Annotated in this window: 18 protein-coding genes; 15 read left to right on the top strand and 3 right to left on the bottom strand. The window is 46.6% G+C overall.

Annotated elements, in window-relative coordinates; genetic code table 11:
* Positions 1 to 123: 123 nt before the first annotated feature.
* Positions 124 to 600 (bottom strand): hypothetical protein, encoded by a 477-nt coding sequence (locus L9W92_RS17405; protein ID WP_240085014.1) that lies wholly within the window; start codon positions 598 to 600, stop codon positions 124 to 126.
* Positions 601 to 872: 272 nt separating this feature from the next.
* Positions 873 to 1,298, bottom strand: coding sequence for a DUF6147 family protein (locus L9W92_RS17400; RefSeq protein WP_240085013.1), 426 nt, complete (start codon positions 1,296 to 1,298; stop codon positions 873 to 875).
* 289 nt (positions 1,299 to 1,587) lie between these two features.
* On the opposite strand from L9W92_RS17400, the gene L9W92_RS17395 reads away from it, so the two are divergent.
* Both L9W92_RS17395 and L9W92_RS17390 read left to right on the top strand, forming a co-directional pair.
* On the top strand, positions 1,588 to 2,121 hold the full coding sequence (locus L9W92_RS17395; protein ID WP_240085012.1) for an RNA polymerase sigma factor: 534 nt from the start codon (positions 1,588 to 1,590) through the stop codon (positions 2,119 to 2,121).
* 21 nt (positions 2,122 to 2,142) lie between these two features.
* Entirely contained in the window at positions 2,143 to 2,877 is a 735-nt protein-coding gene (locus tag L9W92_RS17390; protein ID WP_240085011.1) for a DUF4367 domain-containing protein, read from the top strand.
* 112 nt (positions 2,878 to 2,989) lie between these two features.
* Here the strand turns inward: L9W92_RS17390 and spoVV are convergent, their stop codons facing one another.
* A complete protein-coding gene (gene spoVV, locus L9W92_RS17385; protein ID WP_240085010.1) occupies positions 2,990 to 4,237 on the bottom strand; it encodes a dipicolinic acid transporter SpoVV in 1,248 nt (415 codons plus the stop codon).
* A 233-nt stretch (positions 4,238 to 4,470) separates the two neighbouring features.
* Here spoVV and L9W92_RS17380 point away from each other — a divergent pair, with 233 nt between their 5' ends.
* From L9W92_RS17380 to ftsY, 13 genes are all read left to right on the top strand, one after another.
* Complete coding sequence (locus tag L9W92_RS17380; protein ID WP_240085009.1) at positions 4,471 to 6,675, top strand: PAS domain-containing protein; 2,205 nt, start codon at positions 4,471 to 4,473, stop codon at positions 6,673 to 6,675.
* A gap of 100 nt (positions 6,676 to 6,775) precedes the next feature.
* Positions 6,776 to 7,285 (top strand): YceD family protein, encoded by a 510-nt coding sequence (locus L9W92_RS17375; RefSeq protein WP_240085008.1) that lies wholly within the window; start codon positions 6,776 to 6,778, stop codon positions 7,283 to 7,285.
* An 83-nt stretch (positions 7,286 to 7,368) separates the two neighbouring features.
* On the top strand, positions 7,369 to 7,548 hold the full coding sequence (gene rpmF, locus L9W92_RS17370; protein ID WP_240085007.1) for a 50S ribosomal protein L32: 180 nt from the start codon (positions 7,369 to 7,371) through the stop codon (positions 7,546 to 7,548).
* 146 nt (positions 7,549 to 7,694) lie between these two features.
* Positions 7,695 to 8,270 (top strand): transcription factor FapR, encoded by a 576-nt coding sequence (gene fapR, locus L9W92_RS17365; RefSeq protein WP_240085006.1) that lies wholly within the window; start codon positions 7,695 to 7,697, stop codon positions 8,268 to 8,270.
* Positions 8,267 to 9,295: a phosphate acyltransferase PlsX gene (gene plsX / locus L9W92_RS17360; RefSeq protein WP_240085005.1), complete on the top strand. Its 1,029-nt coding sequence runs from the start codon at positions 8,267 to 8,269 to the stop codon at positions 9,293 to 9,295. The genes fapR and plsX overlap by 4 nt, the downstream gene beginning before the upstream one ends.
* Positions 9,276 to 10,271 carry a beta-ketoacyl-ACP synthase III gene (locus tag L9W92_RS17355; RefSeq protein WP_240085016.1) on the top strand — a complete coding sequence of 332 codons (996 nt, stop codon included), beginning with the start codon at positions 9,276 to 9,278 and terminating at the stop codon, positions 10,269 to 10,271. The genes plsX and L9W92_RS17355 overlap by 20 nt, the downstream gene beginning before the upstream one ends.
* A 74-nt stretch (positions 10,272 to 10,345) precedes the next feature.
* Positions 10,346 to 11,299, top strand: a complete 954-nt coding sequence (fabK, locus tag L9W92_RS17350) for an enoyl-[acyl-carrier-protein] reductase FabK (protein ID WP_240085004.1) — start codon at positions 10,346 to 10,348, stop codon at positions 11,297 to 11,299.
* Entirely contained in the window at positions 11,296 to 12,237 is a 942-nt protein-coding gene (gene fabD / locus L9W92_RS17345; protein WP_240085003.1) for an ACP S-malonyltransferase, read from the top strand. Before fabK ends, fabD begins: the two co-directional genes overlap by 4 nt.
* A gap of 1 nt (position 12,238) precedes the next feature.
* Positions 12,239 to 12,985, top strand: a complete 747-nt coding sequence (fabG, locus tag L9W92_RS17340) for a 3-oxoacyl-[acyl-carrier-protein] reductase (RefSeq protein WP_240085002.1) — start codon at positions 12,239 to 12,241, stop codon at positions 12,983 to 12,985.
* A 73-nt stretch (positions 12,986 to 13,058) separates the two neighbouring features.
* Complete coding sequence (gene acpP / locus L9W92_RS17335) at positions 13,059 to 13,289, top strand: acyl carrier protein (RefSeq protein ID WP_248286112.1); 231 nt, start codon at positions 13,059 to 13,061, stop codon at positions 13,287 to 13,289.
* 64 nt (positions 13,290 to 13,353) lie between these two features.
* Positions 13,354 to 14,592 carry a beta-ketoacyl-ACP synthase II gene (gene fabF, locus L9W92_RS17330; RefSeq protein ID WP_240085001.1) on the top strand — a complete coding sequence of 413 codons (1,239 nt, stop codon included), beginning with the start codon at positions 13,354 to 13,356 and terminating at the stop codon, positions 14,590 to 14,592.
* Positions 14,593 to 14,626: 34 nt separating this feature from the next.
* Positions 14,627 to 15,328: a ribonuclease III gene (gene rnc / locus L9W92_RS17325; protein ID WP_240085000.1), complete on the top strand. Its 702-nt coding sequence runs from the start codon at positions 14,627 to 14,629 to the stop codon at positions 15,326 to 15,328.
* Between the two features lie 169 nt (positions 15,329 to 15,497).
* Complete coding sequence (gene ftsY / locus L9W92_RS17320) at positions 15,498 to 16,412, top strand: signal recognition particle-docking protein FtsY (protein ID WP_240084999.1); 915 nt, start codon at positions 15,498 to 15,500, stop codon at positions 16,410 to 16,412.
* The last annotated feature ends 210 nt before the right edge of the window (positions 16,413 to 16,622 follow it).

Below are 16,622 nucleotides of genomic sequence, written 5' to 3'. Positions count from 1 at the left end.
CATAAATTCAATTTAGCAGAAGGGCCATATCCAGTGTTCAACTTCTTCGGAACCGGTGTTCAGTTTCAAACGGGGACACTGTTTAATCTTAGCGGTCAAACTGTTCAGTTTTACCCGGTATACTCATACTGCTGTAATATTTTCAGGTATAGGTGTTACATATTCTACATCAGTAGCATATGTAACACCTCCTAAACCAGGTGCGCTCACATTAAAACTAGCATATGTTGCAGGAAATAGAATGCTAGTCGATTTAACATACATTTTGCAAGAGACAGATGTTATACTAGGTAAATTACTTGTAGCTTCCCAATATAAATCTCCACAGCTACCTATCCAATTCCTTAGGCCAACATGAAAAGTAACTATTTCTGTCGTTTTATCTAAGGTATCTAATTTATTATCTGGAACATATTCATAACTACCATCTGATGTTTTTTGAAAAGTAACTGTAGCCCCGTCAGGATTTTTTGATAGATCCAGCACTAAATCTTGATCTTGAGCTATATTTGCATCAGTAGTACTTGCGTATGCTGGTATTGATGAAAAAAGCAAACATAGTGCAAAAATAATTGGTAATAATTTGAAGAGTTTTTTCACAATAAATTCCTCCAAAATAAATTTTTGAAATAACCAGTAACATAATTTAAAACTGAGGATTATACCTATATACCTGATACTATCCTGTATGATATAATACTTAATAGTGGTTTGTGTAGGCTAAATGCAGGTGCTAGTTGTTGTGGACTTCCCTGGATTGCCTCACGAACCACTTATAATTTGTCCATTGGCTCCACCCCCATATGAGTTGTTGAAAATGGATTCATCCCCCCCCCCCCCCCTCAGAGATAGTAAGTTTAGAAAGGTAATATTCAAATTGTTTGCTGGTTTGTATATGAATCTGTTGTTTCAATAATACCATCAGTATCTATTCGATGGTAACTCCTGACTCTATAAGTACCGGAGGAAAGAGTTCCCGAGGTTCCTATGGAAATGACATTTGAATCGTCATAATTGCAATTATACCAACTTTTTACCACAGTCCAGTTACTGCCGTTTTTCTTTTCAAGATAAACAGTAACTGCGATTTTTTCAACATTTGTATATGCTCTGGTTTCTCCTTTAACGCTTATTGTATTATTAGTATTAACCAATATTGAGCTCTGGGCTTTTGATAAATAATCAAATGAAATTGAAGTAACGACACCGTCCCCTCCGTTTTTTGCTTCAGCAAGGCCAGATGATAGCAATAGTAACAACATTGATACTAGAAGCATAAACAAAAAACGTCTTTTCATAAAGACCCTCCTTAAATATGTCTCTATAAATAATAGACGTTTAATATCAATTATGGTTGCATAATGTGAAAATTTTTTAAATATTATTTATTTACGTTATTGCTCACTTTAATTGCAGGACATAGAAAATCTTTTTAATTATATATGATTATTTGACTGAATTCGACATTATTCAACAAATGTACATTTGAAAAGCTCAAGGGCACAATATTTTCATAAATATTAAAGGATGCCCCAGAAAATTGTCGAAGTTATCTCTTATTGTCGATAAATTGAGGAGGAAAGTTTATTGAGTATTTTCCCATTTGATAAAAATAAAACTCATGATGATATAGCGGAATTTATTTTTAAAAATTATTATAAAACTGCTTATTATATAGCCTACAGATACTGTGATAATAAATTTATAGCTGAGGAAGCCGCCCAAGAAACTATTTTCAAGGCTATAAATAATTTTGACAAACTAAAAGAACCGGATAAGTTGGAATCATGGTTAAAGACTGTAGCAAAAAACACTGTGTTTGACATACTTAGAAAAATGATTAAAGAAAAAACTTATGATATTAACGACTTTGAGGACACACAAATCAATCCTTTTTTTATAGTCGAAAATAAAGAAATCATTGAAGAGTTACGACAAATTATTAGAAATTTAGAAGAACCTTATCATGCTATAATTGTTTTGTATTATTGTGAAGACATGAAAATAAAGGAAATATCATCCATATTGAACATATCGGAAGGAACGATTAAGTCCATTTTGTATCGGAGTAGGGATAAGATTAAGAGAGAAATGATTAAGAGAGGATTTATTGAAGAATAAAGGAAGAAGGTGAAGATATTAATGAATCCTAAAACCGCAATGGACGACTTAATTGAACAAGCAGCAAAGGCAAACATTAACGAAGAGCTGCCAAAAGAGATCAATCTGGATGGAGAATGGGTTAAATTTAAAGAAAAATATTTACCACGAAGAAACTATTATTTTGTAAAAAAAAGTATTGCTATAATAATTCCCGTTTTATTCTGTGTTGGCATCTTATTAAGTTTATTGTTTCCTGTACAGGCCAAGGCTATAAGTTTAAAGTCTTTAGAATTTTTTAAATCATTTATAATTGGAAAAGTTCAAACTGTCGGCATCAATTATGCGAATAAAGATTCTGCCGGCAAAGATATAAATAGCTTAAGCCCGGATATTATTGAAAAGATTCAATCTGTTCCATTTGAGATTCTTTTGCCCGTCGATTATCTGAACGAATATCACATTAATTCCTTCACAGCGGAAGAACTTGGTGATTCTACCGACGTTTCAATAAAATTGGCTACAGACGATAACCGTAAGGTTGACATTCAACAGATCAACATCACAAAAGGCTTTAGCCAGGGTCTTTCTTTTGACAACGAGGATGCCGTTCTTAAGAGAATTAGAATTAATGGACAAGAAGCAACGTTAGTTGCTTATAAAAAGCAGCTTGTTTCATTGAGTTGGATTGATGGTGAGGTTTTTATTTCTATGGATGGCAATATTAGCGAGGACGAAATAATCCAGTTGGGCAGCAATATGCGCAGGGTTCCTTAAGAGTTGTTTTTCAGTCTTCCAGGTTAAACTGGTTCTGAACCTTTACGTTCCCATAGACCTATCCGCTGAGTGGAAGCAATAGTACTTCTGGCAGCACCGAGGATAGCCAATATTACTTGATCTTACAAGTAAATATCTTAATGTTGCTGACAAGATTGAGTATTAAAGCGATAAGAATTATTATAACCAAGGAAATAATGAAAACACCGAATAATTTAAGGTTCAAAAAAGTAAAATTCCAATTTTGCCACTTTGCCGCAGCTGCCATCGCCGCGGCGGCCGGCTGCAGCGGGCTGTACCATTGGAAAATAACGTAGGTGTATAAGCCGGCGAGAAAACTGTGGGCGACGCGGATTATAATGAAGGGGTGCATCCTGATATCGGTTTCGCTGATCATACTGGCCGCCTGGGCGTGTATGGACAGGCCGCTCCAGGCCAGGATCATCCCAACGGCAACCACTTGCTGGAGCAGCGGGGCCGTTGTTTCACTGGCAAGTTTTGAGCCGATGGTCATTTCAAAAAAACCGCTGGCCAGGGCTGGGAGAATTTCAGGGGAAAATCCCAACGGGAGGAGAAAAATGCCGAGGCAACCGGCCAGACTGTTAATAAAGCCGGCGGCGGTCAGCATTTTGATGATTACGGCGAAAAGGATAATAAAACCGCCGATGTTGAGCAGGTTGGTTACGGCGTTGCGCACCGCGTCCCCCATGATTTTCCCGAGCGGGCGGTTGTCTTGCCGCTGCAACTGAAGCATCTGCCGGAAAGCCTGGCCTGCCAGCCCCCTGCTTTGGGCCGGCGGCTCGGGTACGCGTTCGGCATCGTTGCGCGCGTAGAAGCGCAGGACAAAGCCTAGGGTAATATTTGATAGATAATGGGCACCGGCGATAATGCAACCGAGGGTGGGGTTGTTGAACATGCCGACCGCGACTGCGACCAGCATAAATAGAGGGGAGGAATTATTGGTGAACGACATCAGCCGTTCGGCCTCGATCCTGGTGCATAGCCCTTGCGAGCGGAGCCTGGCGGTAACCATGGAGCCAATCGGGTAGCCGCTGCTGAAGCCGACGGCCATAACGAAAGAGCCGGCACCGGGCACGTTGAATAGCGGGCGCATCACCGGCTCCAGCAGCACGCCCATAAAGTGAACCACACCGAAGCTCATCAATAGTTCGGATGCGATAAAAAAGGGCAAGAGCGAAGGAAAGACGATGTTCCACCAAGTTTTCAAACCCATAACAGCGCCGTCAAATGCGACGCGTGGCTGGAATATCATTGATAGGACAAAAAGAACCGCTAGTGTTGTCCATAACAGCTTATTATAATCTTTCGCCCGGCCTGGTGGCTTATATAAGTGCCTCATAACTCACCTCACTCCTAACTCTTAAGCCTCTTTCTTTTGATAATTAATAATTTATTAACTAATTCACCCGGTTATGTTTTATTAAAAAAGGATTCAAAAAAGCTCCCGTGAGTGAAATTCTTGAATATTTTTGTCAATCGGTAGGTTTCGACAAAATTTCTGAAGGAAAATGTTAATAAAAAGTTGAAAAAATGGAATGAACAATAATTTGCTTTCTGTGGATGGAGGCGGGTATGTTGAAAGATAATGCCACCCTAAAAAATAGTGAATTAATTGAACTAAGCTTAAAAATGTTGGAGCAGCGAAGAGCTGTGGTTATTCAAAGTGTTTTTGAACAGGCGCCGGTCGGTCTGGTTCTTTTGGATGCGGATTTAAAATACAGTCAAATCAACATTTATGCGGCTTCAATTACCGGCCACAGACCTGAAGAATTAATTGGTAAATATATGGAAGATAATTTGACTAATTATTTTCAGGCGGAAGATGTAAAAAGACTCATTGACCAGTGCAAAAAAACTCTTATTACCGGAAAAAGTTTTGAATTGCATGGTTTGCCGCAGGAATCAAAATTTAATAAATATTTGTATTGGGATTGTCAGATATGGTGTGTTAAAGACGTTGACAGGAGTTTCAGCGGCTTGTTGCTTACTGTAAAAGATATCACCCGGCATGTTTATGGCCATTTCAGGTTGGAAAATGATCTGCGAACTCTTTTTAACGCTGTAAGCGATATTTTGTGCATCGGGGATTTAAATAAAATTAAAATGGTTAATCCCTCGGTAAAAAGCATCCTTGGCTATACCGGTGAGGAATTTTGCTCGATTGACTTCCGGACCCTAATTCACCCCGAGGATTTGCCTTCAACTAATAATAAAATGCATTCACTGGCACAATATGAGTGCTTAAATAAATTTACAAACAGGTTGCGTTGTAAAGACGGAACATATAAATGGCTTGAGTGGAACGTGGTGCAGGATGAGCAAAGCGGTTTAATATGTAGCGTTGCAAGGGATATAACCGATAAAAAAAGGCTTGAGGAGGAGCTTGAGAAATCCAACCGCCAAAAAACTGAAATACTTGAAAGAATTACAGACGGCTTTGTTAGCTGTAATAAGGACTGGCGAGTTACCTACGCTAATAAAGAAGCGCAGCGTATCGGCAAAAAGTCACCTAAAGAATTAATTGGAAGGACTATTTGGGAGCTGTTCCCGGATGCGAACAAATCAGAATTGCTGCAATCTCTGCAAAAAACAATGGCAGAGCAAAAGCCTTTGCAGGTGAATTATTATTCAAATTTTCTGAACTCTTGCTTTGAATTTCACGCTTATCCTTCTCCCGAGGGATTGTCGGTAATTATACATGACATTACAGAACGAAAAATGATGGAAAAGCAAAAAGAAGAAATAAAAAAGAGCGAAGAAGGCTTTTTGAAAGCATTTAAGGCCAACCCAAACATACAAACTATAAAATTACTGAGAAATGAAAGTTATGTCGATGTTAATGAAAGTTTCGAAAACTTTACCGGTTATAAACGGGAAGAAGTGATCGGGCGCACCCTGGCGGACTTGAAAATTTGTCTGGAACCAGAAAAATATTCGCAGATGATGGAACGAATAAAGGAAAATGGATTTGCTAAAAACGTGGAACTAGCCTTTCACGCAAAGTCTGGAGAACTTGGTTTCGGGCTTATGTCTTCTGTTGTCATAGAACTTTACGGCGAGCAGTGCATACTCGCGTCAACGGTTGATATTACTGAGCAAAAGAAGATGGAAAAAGAATTGGACCGCTTGGATAGACTGAACCTCGTCGGTGAAATGGCCGCCGGCATCGGCCACGAGGTGCGCAATCCAATGACGACCGTTAGAGGGTTTCTGCAATTGCTGTCCGGCAAAAAGGAATTTTCAGAACACAGCGGCCATTTTTCTCTTATGATAGAAGAGTTGGATAGGGCAAACTCGATAATTACTGAATTTTTATCTTTGGCCAGAAACAAAGCCGTTGATTTGCAAAAGAAAAACATAAATACCATTATTGAAGCGCTATACCCGTTGATTCAGGCAAACGCCATGAAACACGATAATTATATTGAAATATTTTTAAGTGACGTGCCTGAAATACTTCTTAATCAGAAAGAAATCCGCCAGTTGATCCTGAACCTTGTTTGCAACGGGTTGCAGGCAATGTCTCCGGGCGGAAAAATAACGATAAAAACATTTACAGAAAGGGAAGAAGTGATTTTGGCCGTTCAGGATGAAGGAAAAGGAATTTCACCTGAAATAATTGATAGAATCGGCACGCCGTTTTTTACTACAAAAGAAAACGGCACAGGCCTGGGGCTGTCTATGTGCTACAGTATCGCTAACCGGCACAACGCTAAAATTTCTCTTGACACCAATCCGCATGGCACCACTTTTTTCGTGCGCTTCAAAGTTGTTTAGGTGAATCTTGCAGGCCGATTTGCCGCAAGGCAGGAAAAATCTTGACAAAGCCGCGATATCTTATATATAATTCTTCATGTTGAATATGGGGTGGAACTTTATGCTGCAGCTGGATGTCGGCGCGATAAAGAAGGCGCCGGGGGATTTCGGGCCTTTTAATTTGTCGGCGGAATTGCCTCCTTTTGAACTGCGGGGGGAATATTTAGGTTTTCTGGGTCCGGTGAAAGCCAGTCTGATTGTCAGCAACGTCGATTCAGCGTTAGTGGTTGAGGGAGAGGTGTCCGGCGGGCTAAAGCTTAATTGCGGCCGTTGCCTGGAACCTTACGATTATTTTTTTCATGTTCCTTTTAAAGAAACATATGCCCAAGCGGCGCAGGACAGTGAAGGGGAAGTTGTGACTTTCAGCGGGGATATTCTTGATATCGCTCCTGAAGTATTGAATAGTATAATTCTCTCATTACCGATGAAAGCGCTATGCAGCGAGGACTGCCGGGGTCTGTGTCCCAGGTGCGGATGCAACCTGAATGAAAGCCGGTGTGATTGTTCAGACGATGAAACAGACCCGCGTTTAAGTGTTTTAAAGAAATTGTTGAAAGGAACCAATCAGTAGCTTCCACAGCCGGATTCCGGCCTGAAGGAAGTAATAATTTTAAGCTATTTGGTAAAACATGAGAAAGGATTAGGGGTGTTAAAATGGGAGTACCAAAAAGGAAATCATCCAAACAGCGGGGGAGACAGCGGCGCGCAGCCAATGAGAAACTGGGAGCTCCGGCACTGGTGAATTGCCCGCAGTGCCGCGCTTTGATTATGCCTCATCATATGTGCCCGGAATGCGGATATTACAAAGCCAGAAAAGTTGTAGAGATGAAATAGGTCAAAAATTAGCTTTTTTTTAATAAGCTTCAGGTTGCCAAACCTAAGCTTATTTTTTTCCATTTGCTTGCCAATTAGCATTCTGTACATTATACTATTTTTAGCACCTGGTACTAATTAATAGTCATTTTTGAGGGTGAGGGGTTGTGTCTCGGGAAAGCGCCAGTAAAATTGAGAGACTGCGGTGTCTTGCGATGTATCTGGACAGCGACCCTTTCTTGACTGATGAAGACTTGGCGCAAATTTTTAATGTCAGTGTTCAGACCATTAGATTGGACAGAGCGGTTTTAAAAATCCCTGAGCACAGACAGAGATTAAAAAATGTGGCCATGGGAATGGGAGCACCGCTCAGAACGCTGTCCGGAGGGGAAATAGTGGGGGAACTGCTGGATTTGGATGTCGGCCGCAACGGGACGTCAATCCTGGATGTAACCCCTGAAATGACGCTCAGCAAAATTAGAGTTCTTAGGGGCCATCATCTTTTTGCGCAGGCTAACTCGCTTGCCGTTGCGGTAATTAATGCCGAAGCGGCTTTAACCGGTATCGCCAGGGTAAGTTTTAAACAGCCGGTTTACTGCGGAGAAAAAGTGCTCGCTAAAGCGGTTATAAAATCAAACAAGGGAAATAAATACATGGTAAAAGTTGTCTCTTATGTTAAGGGAGAAGTTGTGTTCCAAGCTAAATTTATTGTTTTTGCGATAGCGGAGGAGGTACCGCAGTGAAAATCGCTGTGGATGCTATGGGTGGTGACAATGCCCCGGGGGAAATAGTCAAGGGTGCTCTTCAGGCTGTTGAGGAATATGGGGTGGCTGTTACCCTGGTGGGGGACGAAAATCAGGTGCGCGCCGAACTCGGGAGCGGCGAGGCAGCCGGATTGGTGAATGTTGTGCACGCCCCTGAAGTGATTGAAATGAAAGATCACCCGGCAGTAGCCGTGCGGCGGAAAAAAAATTCGTCTATTGTCAGGGCGACCCAGTTGGTCAAGGAAGGTGAGGCCGACGCTGTGGTGTCAGCGGGCAACACCGGCGCTTCCATGACGTCGGCTTTGCTGAGTCTCGGCAGGATCAAAGGTATCGACCGCCCGGCCATAGCCGTGGTGCTGCCAAGTGAGAAAGATTTTACCTTGCTTTTGGATATCGGAGCCAATGTGGACTGTAAACCGCATAACTTGTTTCAGTTCGGTATGATGGGCCATCTGTACGCTCACAAGATTCTCGGAGTTGACAATCCCAGAGTCGGCCTTTTGAGCAACGGTGAGGAAGAAACAAAAGGAAACGAAGCAACACTGGCGGCGTTTCCATTGCTGCAAAAAGCGGGAATTAATTTTATCGGCAATGTGGAAGGCGGCGAAATCTTTCGGGGTACGGCGCACGTGCTGGTTTGTGACGGTTTTCTTGGAAATATAGTTTTAAAGGCTGGAGAGGGGTTGGCAGAATCTCTCTTTAACATCATGAAAGAGGAAATTGCCAAGAGTTTTTTGGCAAAATTGGGAATTGTTATGGCCGGGGCAGCTTTGAAGGGTTTCCAAAGGCGGATTGAATATACCGAATACGGCGGCGCTCCTTTATTGGGAGTAAACGGGGTGTCGGTAATCTGCCACGGCAGATCCACGGCCAAAGCGATAAAAAATGCAATCAGAGTGGCTATGGAATCAGTTGATAATTCTCTGGTGGATGCTATCAGGGATAGCATTACGATTGCTGAAAAGAAAGAGGTTGATTGCGCCGATGCACAGGGAAGTGGTTAACGCCGGAATTTTGGGGATTGGGACCTATGTACCGGAGCGAATTCTTACCAATACAGAATTAGAGAAAATGGTAGATACCAGCGACGAATGGATTCGTTCCAGGAGTGGAATATCCGAAAGAAGGATTGCCGGATCGGAGCAGGCCACTTCGGATCTGGCTTCAAATGCTGCCAGACGGGCGCTTTCTGACGCCGGGACAGCACCTGAAGAAATTGATCTGGTTATTTGCGCCACAGACACGGCGGATATGATTTTTCCGGCTACCGCCTGCCTGGTGCAGGACCGGATCGGAATTAAAAAAAAGGCGGGGGCCTTTGACCTGGCGGCCGGGTGCACCGGATTTGTTTACGCGCTTGCCGTAGGCAGCCAGTTTATTGCTGCCGGCACCTGCCGGAGAGTACTGGTGATCGGAGCCGAAACTATGTCCAGAGTAATTAACTGGGAAGACCGGAGCACCTGTGTGCTTTTTGGGGACGGCGCAGGCGCGGTGGTTTTAGGGCCGGTGCCTGCCGGACAGGGTATTTTAGCCACTAAGCTATACTCCGACGGTGCCGGAGGGCCCCACCTGCTGCTTCCGGCCGGGGGGTCCAGGCGTCCGGCCAGCAGTGAAACATTGGACGAAAAGCTTCATTATTTGCAAATGAACGGCAGGGAAGTTTTTAAATTCGCGGTCAGAGTTATGGGGGAGGCCGCTGAAGAAGTAATTGCCGAGGCCGGGCTTAATAAATCAGATATTGACTTTTTTATCCCCCACCAGGCGAATATCCGGATTATTGAGCCGGCTGCCAAAAGACTCGGCATATCTATGGAAAAGGTAATGGTCAACGTGGATCGATACGGGAATACATCGACAGCCTCAATACCGCTGGCGTTGGAAGAAGCTGTGCGTGGCGGCAGGATTAATAAAGGCGACCATGTTGTCATGGTAGGTTTCGGCGCCGGATTGACCTGGGGAGCGGCAGCAATTAAATGGTAATACTTTTCATGTAAGGTTATTTATGGTATATTTTTTTTATATTTATTTAAAATATTATACAGGGGGCGGGGGTATTGTTCCGTACCGCGTTATGTGACTTGTTGAATATCGAGTATCCAATTATTCAGGGCGGTATGGCCAGGGTGTCCACTGCCGAATTAGCTGCTGCGGTTTCTGAAGCGGGCGGGCTTGGAATTATCGGATCAGGCACTATGCCTGCCGATTGGCTCAGGAAGCAAATTCGTCTGGCCAGACAATTAACCAAAAAACCTTTCGGCGTCAATGTGATGCTGCTTTCACCTTATCTGGCAGACATAATGCTCCTGCTCAGGGAAGAGCCTGTGGCGGTGATTACCACAGGTGCGGGAAATCCCGGAAAATACGTTCCTTCTTTGCGGGAAGTGGGCACGAAAGTGATCCCGGTGGTATCTTCGGTGGCGCTGGCGAAGAGGCTGGCCCGCACCGGTGTTGACGCCCTGATTGCCGAAGGGATGGAATCAGGAGGGCATATCGGAGATATAACTACCATGGCCATGGTTCCACAGGTGGTGGATGTTGTTGATATTCCGGTGATAGCGGCCGGCGGTATTTTTGACGGCCGGGGGTTTGTGGCCGCGCTGTCGCTGGGAGCGGTGGGAGTGCAGATGGGCACCCGCTTTATGTGTGCCAGTGAATGTACAATCCACCCAAAAGTAAAAGAAGCGATTATTAAAGCCAAAGATCGTGACACGACGATCACCGGCGCTTCACTTGGACACCCGGTGCGATCTTTGCGAAACAAGTTCACCAGGAAATACAAGGAACTGGAAAAGCAGGGTATAACGGTGGATGAACTTGAAAAGTTTGGCGTGGGCAGCCTCGCGGCGGCCATGGTTGAGGGGAATGTGGAAAACGGTACGGTGATGGCCGGGCAAGTTTGCGCCATGGTCGGCAAAATTCAAACTTCCCGTGATATTATTTTAGAAACATTGCAGGAAGCCCAACAAGTAATTGGCAATATCAGCAGACTGGTGGTGAAAAAAACGTGAAGGTAGCTTTTGTCTTTCCGGGCCAGGGCTCTCAAAGCGTGGGAATGGGCCGGGAATTTTACGAAAACTATCCGGAAGCCCGCGCTGTTTTTGAAAAGGCTGACCGGGCTCTGGGGTTTTCCATCTCTGAAATGTGTTTCGCCGGGCCGGAAGCGGAATTGAACAAAACAATCAATACCCAGCCGGCGGTTCTGACTGTCAGTGTGGCCTGCCTGGAAATAATCAAGCGGGCAGGCGGTCCGGTCCCATCGGCAGTCGCGGGGCATAGTTTGGGTGAATACAGCGCCCTGGTGGCCGCGGGCTCGTTATCCTTTGAAGACGCTGTGCGGCTGGTGCGCAAGCGGGGCCAGTACATGCAGGAAGCTGTTCCCCTCGGTGCGGGAGGGATGGCCGCCGTCATGGGCCTGTCCGGCGAAGAGGTTCAGGAAGTATGCCGGAAAGCTTCCAGCGCCGGGATTGTGGAGGCGGTTAACTTGAACTGTCCCGGCCAGGTGGTTGTGGCGGGGGACAATAACGGATTGAAAGCCGCGGCGTTGCTGGCCAAGGAAGCCGGCGCCAAGCGTTTTATTCCCTTGACGGTTAGCGCCCCCTTTCATTCAAGCATGATGAAACCCGCCGGTGCAAGACTGGCCGCCGACCTGGACAAGATCTCTGTCGCTGATCCGGGCGTGCCGGTGGTGGCAAATGTTACGGCTGATTTTGTCCGCACCGGGCCGGAGGCTAGGGCTTTATTAGTCCGGCAGGTCTACAGCCCGGTGCGCTGGGAGGAGAGCGTGCGCCTGCTTGTTTCCGCCGGAGTAACGGACGTTGTTGAGATTGGCCCAGGCAAGGTTTTAAGCGGCTTGGTGAAGAAAATTAGCCGGGAGCTGAAGGTAGGCAATGTTGAAGACCGGGCTTCTTTGGAAAAAGCCCTTGCGCTTGTCGGGGAGGTTGGCTAAAATGGTTCTTAACGGCAGAACTGCCATTGTCACAGGAGCTTCCCGCGGCATTGGACGCGCCATTGCCCTTAATCTGGCGAAAAAAGGGGCGGCGGTGTTGATCAACTACGCGGGCAGGGCCGACGCGGCGGCGGAAGTGGCGGAAGCCATCAGCAGCGCCGGCGGGCGCGCGTTGGTTTGCCAGGCCGACGTATCCAACCAGACGGAAGTGGAGGCCATGGTAAAAACTGCCCTGGCTGAATTCGGAAAGGTGGATATACTGGTAAACAACGCTGGCATAACCAGGGACAACGTGGTTTTTCGCATGAAAGACGCGGAATGGGACGCAGTGCTCGGGGCGAACCTCAAGGGAGCTTTCAATTGCATCAAAATTGCCGCCAAAAGCATGTTTAAGAACCACTACGGGCGCATCATAAATATCAGTTCGGTGGTCGGCTTGACCGGCAACAGCGGTCAGGCAAATTACAGCGCGGCTAAAGCGGGCCTGATCGGCCTGACGAGGGCCATGGCCAAAGAGCTTGGCTCGCGTAATATTACTGTTAACGCCATAGCGCCTGGTTATATCGACACGGAAATGACCAAGGGACTGGCGGAAAGTGTTCAAGGAAAAATGCTGGAGCAGATTCCTTTAAAAAGGTTCGGCTGTCCGGAAGAAGTGGCTGAGTTGGCGGCGTTTTTGGCCTCGGACGCGGCCGGATACATCACCGGGCAAACAATAAACGTGGATGGCGGTATGGTTTGCATGTAATATTTTGTAGGTAATATATAGGTATGCGACAAACTGATCTGGTTAGAGTGCCGAAAGGGGGTGAGTGTTCATCATGTCGATAGCTGACAAGGTTAAAGCCATTATTGTTGATCAATTAGGTGTGGAGGAAGATGAAGTTATACCGGAGGCGTCCTTTGTCGATAACCTGGGAGCTGATTCTTTGGATATTGTGGAATTAGTCATGGCTCTGGAAGAAGAATTTGATTTGGAAATCCCCGATGAAGACGCAGAAAAAATACGTACTGTAGGCGAAGCGATAAAATATATCCAGGATCGCCAATAATTTTACGTCGGTCTGTAAGTCCCGGGGGCAACCACGGGACTTTTTCGAAGAGGGAGGGTATATATTGCGTAAGCGGGTTGTAATTACCGGCCTGGGGATTATTTCTCCGGTAGGTATTGGGTTGGAACAGTTCTGGTCCTCTATTGCCGGCGGGGTTTCCGGGATCAGGCGGTTGACCAGGTTCGACGCGACCAACCATAGCACTAAAATAGCGGGTGAAGTTGTTGATTTTGAAAACACTAAGTACCTGAATAAAAAAGACGCCCGGCGCATGGACCGCTTTACCCAATTCGCGGTGGCGGCCACCGGGATGGCGCTTGAGGACGCGGGCCTTGACCTGGAGAAGGAGAACAGGAACCGGGTTGGCGTTATTCTCGGGTCGGGCATAGGCGGCATTGAAACACTGGAGGAACAAGCTAAATTGTTGCTTGAGAAAGGTCCCGGGCGAGTCAGTCCTTTTTTCGTGCCGATGATGATCGCCAACATGGGAGCCGGACAGGTGGCGATCAATTACAGCCTGTATGGTCCAAACATCACCAGCGTTACAGCGTGCGCCTCCAGTTCGAACGCCCTGGGAGACGCTCTTAGATTGCTGCAGTGGGGTCAGGCGGATGTGATGGTTTCCGGTGGAACAGAGGCCCCGCTCACACCTTTGGCAATGGCCGGGTTCTGTTCCATGAAAGCCATGTCAACCAATAACGATGAGCCGGAAAAAGCGAGCAGACCTTTTGATGCGCGTAGAGACGGTTTCGTATCAAGTGAGGGAGCTGCTATTTTGGTGTTGGAAACACTGGATCACGCTCTTAGCAGAGGGGCCAGGATTTATGCTGAGTTTGCAGGGTACGGCAGTTCATGCGACGCTTATCATATCACTGCGCCTGATCCTGAGGGGCGCGGGGCGGCCAGTTCGATGCTGGAAGCGCTCAAGGACGCCGGCATTGGAGCTGAAGAGATAGACTACATCAACGCCCACGCGACGTCCACTCCCCCCGGGGATAAGGCTGAAGTAACAGCGATTAAAAAAGTATTCGGAGCACATGCCCGGAAACTGGCCGTCAGTTCAACGAAGTCCATGACCGGCCACCTGCTGGGCGCCGCGGGCGGCTTGGAGGCAGCCGTATGTGTTTTGGCCATCAACCGCGGGCTTATACCGCCTACAATCAATTATGAGTATCCTGACCCCGACTGTGACCTGGACTTTGTTCCCAACACGGCGAGGCATGCTGAAGTAAACATGGCTCTATCAAATTCTTTCGGGTTCGGCGGTCATAATGCCACCTTGATATTCAAACGATACTATTAAACTAACACCCTGACGGGGTTTAGGGGTGATCCCGGTGTCAAAAATAAAGAATTGCCAGTCCCGGTTAAAAAGGCGGCTTGGTATAGACTGGCGGGATGATGACTTACTGTCAATAGCCTTGACCCACAGTTCGTTTACTTATGAAAATCGCCACGCCGGGGCGGAGAATAATCAGCGCCTGGAGTTTCTGGGAGACGCGGTGCTTGAATTGGCTGTAAGCGATTATTTATACCGTAATAATCCGGAAAGAGATGAAGGAGAGCTGACTAAATTGAGGGCGGCGATAGTCTGTGAACCTTCCCTGGCCAGAGTCGCCGGCGGTTTGGAACTAGGCCTTTGTCTGAATATGGGCAGAGGGGAGGAGCGGTCCGGAGGCAGGGAGCGCCCGTCGATATTGGCCGACGCTTTTGAGGCGCTGTTAGGAGCCGTTTATTTGGATCAGGGACTGGGCCGGGCTGCTGAGATTGCCCTCCGGTGCCTGGCGCCGGTCATTAATGATGTCATGGAAGGGCGGTTGGAGCGGGACTATAAGACCGAACTGCAGGAACTGGTCCAGCAGAACAGCGGGGAAACAGTGCAATACGTTATTTTAAAAGAAGATGGGCCTGATCACGATAAGACCTTTACAGCGGGTGTGCTCCACCGGGGGCAAATGTCCGGCAGGGGAACCGGCCGTTCGAAAAAAGACGCGGAACAGCAGGCGGCCAAATCAGCCCTGCTTAAAATGAACAAGTGATTATCTTAAGGAGCCAGGAGCAGTCAGAAATCAGAAGTCAGAAGTCAGAATGACAGAACAAATACGGTGGAAGCATAATCCCGGTTTTTATTCTGAATTCTGACTACTGAATTCTCAGTACCTGAACAGTAACGAATATTTACTAACATGGGAGGCAAAAAACGGGCCAATGGGTTTTTTTAACCGGTTAAAAGAAAGCCTTACCAAAACCCGCCAGGGTTTTGTCGAAAAAATAGATAATCTGGTTCACCGTCATAAAGCCATCAATGAAGATCTTTTCGAAGAACTGGAAGAATTGTTAATTCAGGCCGATGTCGGGGTGAATACAGCCCTTGAGCTGGTGGAAGGGGTGCGGCGCGCGGCTAAGGAGCGGCGGCTGGAAGACGCCGGGCAGATCAATGAAATTCTGAAAGAGCAGATTAGCGGCATGCTGGACAAGGGCACTTCATCGATTAATTACCGCGCAGGCTCGACGACAGTGATCGTTGTTGTGGGGGTAAACGGGGTGGGCAAGACCACAACTATTGGGAAGCTGGCGTATTTGTGCAAATCTGAAGGGAAGAAAGTTATTATGGGCGCCGCGGACACTTTTCGCGCCGCGGCCATAGACCAGTTGGAAGTCTGGGGCAACCGTGCCGGGGTGGAGTTGATCAAGCACCAGGAAGGGGCCGATCCCGCCGCTGTCGCCTTCGATTCCTTGCAGGCCGCGAAAGCGCGCCGGGCCGACGTTTTAATTATTGACACGGCCGGCAGGCTGCACACGAAAAGCAACTTAATGGAAGAGCTGAAAAAAATAAACCGGGTGTTAGACCGTGAAATGCCCGGGGCGCCCGATGAGGTGATGCTGGTGCTGGACGCCACAACCGGCCAGAACGCCGTCAATCAGGCCAAGCAGTTTAGCGAGGCGGTCGGCATAACCGGCATAGCCCTGACCAAACTGGACGGAAGCGCCAGGGGCGGCGTGGTGATAGCCATATGTCAGGAATTGAATATTCCCGTGAAACTAATCGGCATCGGTGAGGATATTGAGGACCTGAGGCCGTTTGATGCCGGGGAGTTTGCAGAAGCGTTGTTTTCTTCATAAAACACCGGCATATTATACCTATGGCTTAAAAAATAGTTGTTGATGGCAAGAGAGAGCTAATTTATAATAGCTGTCTCTTGTTTGCTTTAAATAGCCTCTCGGCATTCGCCGAGGCAGATGGCACAAGGCTTTGCTTGAACCATCGTTATTGAATTCCTCCTACTTACCATAGAGGAATTTTTTTTAAATCCGCATCCAATTGGGAATTCG

The organism is Pelotomaculum terephthalicicum JT, assembly GCF_022410535.1.
Classification (GTDB): Bacteria; Bacillota; Desulfotomaculia; order Desulfotomaculales; family Pelotomaculaceae; genus Pelotomaculum_D; species Pelotomaculum_D terephthalicicum.
The sequence above is the reverse complement of the archived record's forward strand: the minus strand, read 5'-3'. Positions and strand labels throughout refer to the sequence as shown.

Coding starts and splice junctions, on each gene's coding strand:
- L9W92_RS17375 (WP_240085008.1), top strand. CDS start 6,776: ATGCTGCAGCTGGATGTCGGCGCGATAAAGAAGGCGCCGGGGGATTTC.
- L9W92_RS17400 (WP_240085013.1), bottom strand. CDS start 1,298: ATGAAAAGACGTTTTTTGTTTATGCTTCTAGTATCAATGTTGTTACTA.
- acpP (WP_248286112.1), top strand. CDS start 13,059: ATGTCGATAGCTGACAAGGTTAAAGCCATTATTGTTGATCAATTAGGT.
- spoVV (WP_240085010.1), bottom strand. CDS start 4,237: ATGAGGCACTTATATAAGCCACCAGGCCGGGCGAAAGATTATAATAAG.
- rpmF (WP_240085007.1), top strand. CDS start 7,369: ATGGGAGTACCAAAAAGGAAATCATCCAAACAGCGGGGGAGACAGCGG.
- L9W92_RS17355 (WP_240085016.1), top strand. CDS start 9,276: ATGCACAGGGAAGTGGTTAACGCCGGAATTTTGGGGATTGGGACCTAT.
- fabG (WP_240085002.1), top strand. CDS start 12,239: ATGGTTCTTAACGGCAGAACTGCCATTGTCACAGGAGCTTCCCGCGGC.
- L9W92_RS17380 (WP_240085009.1), top strand. CDS start 4,471: ATGTTGAAAGATAATGCCACCCTAAAAAATAGTGAATTAATTGAACTA.
- L9W92_RS17390 (WP_240085011.1), top strand. CDS start 2,143: ATGAATCCTAAAACCGCAATGGACGACTTAATTGAACAAGCAGCAAAG.
- ftsY (WP_240084999.1), top strand. CDS start 15,498: ATGGGTTTTTTTAACCGGTTAAAAGAAAGCCTTACCAAAACCCGCCAG.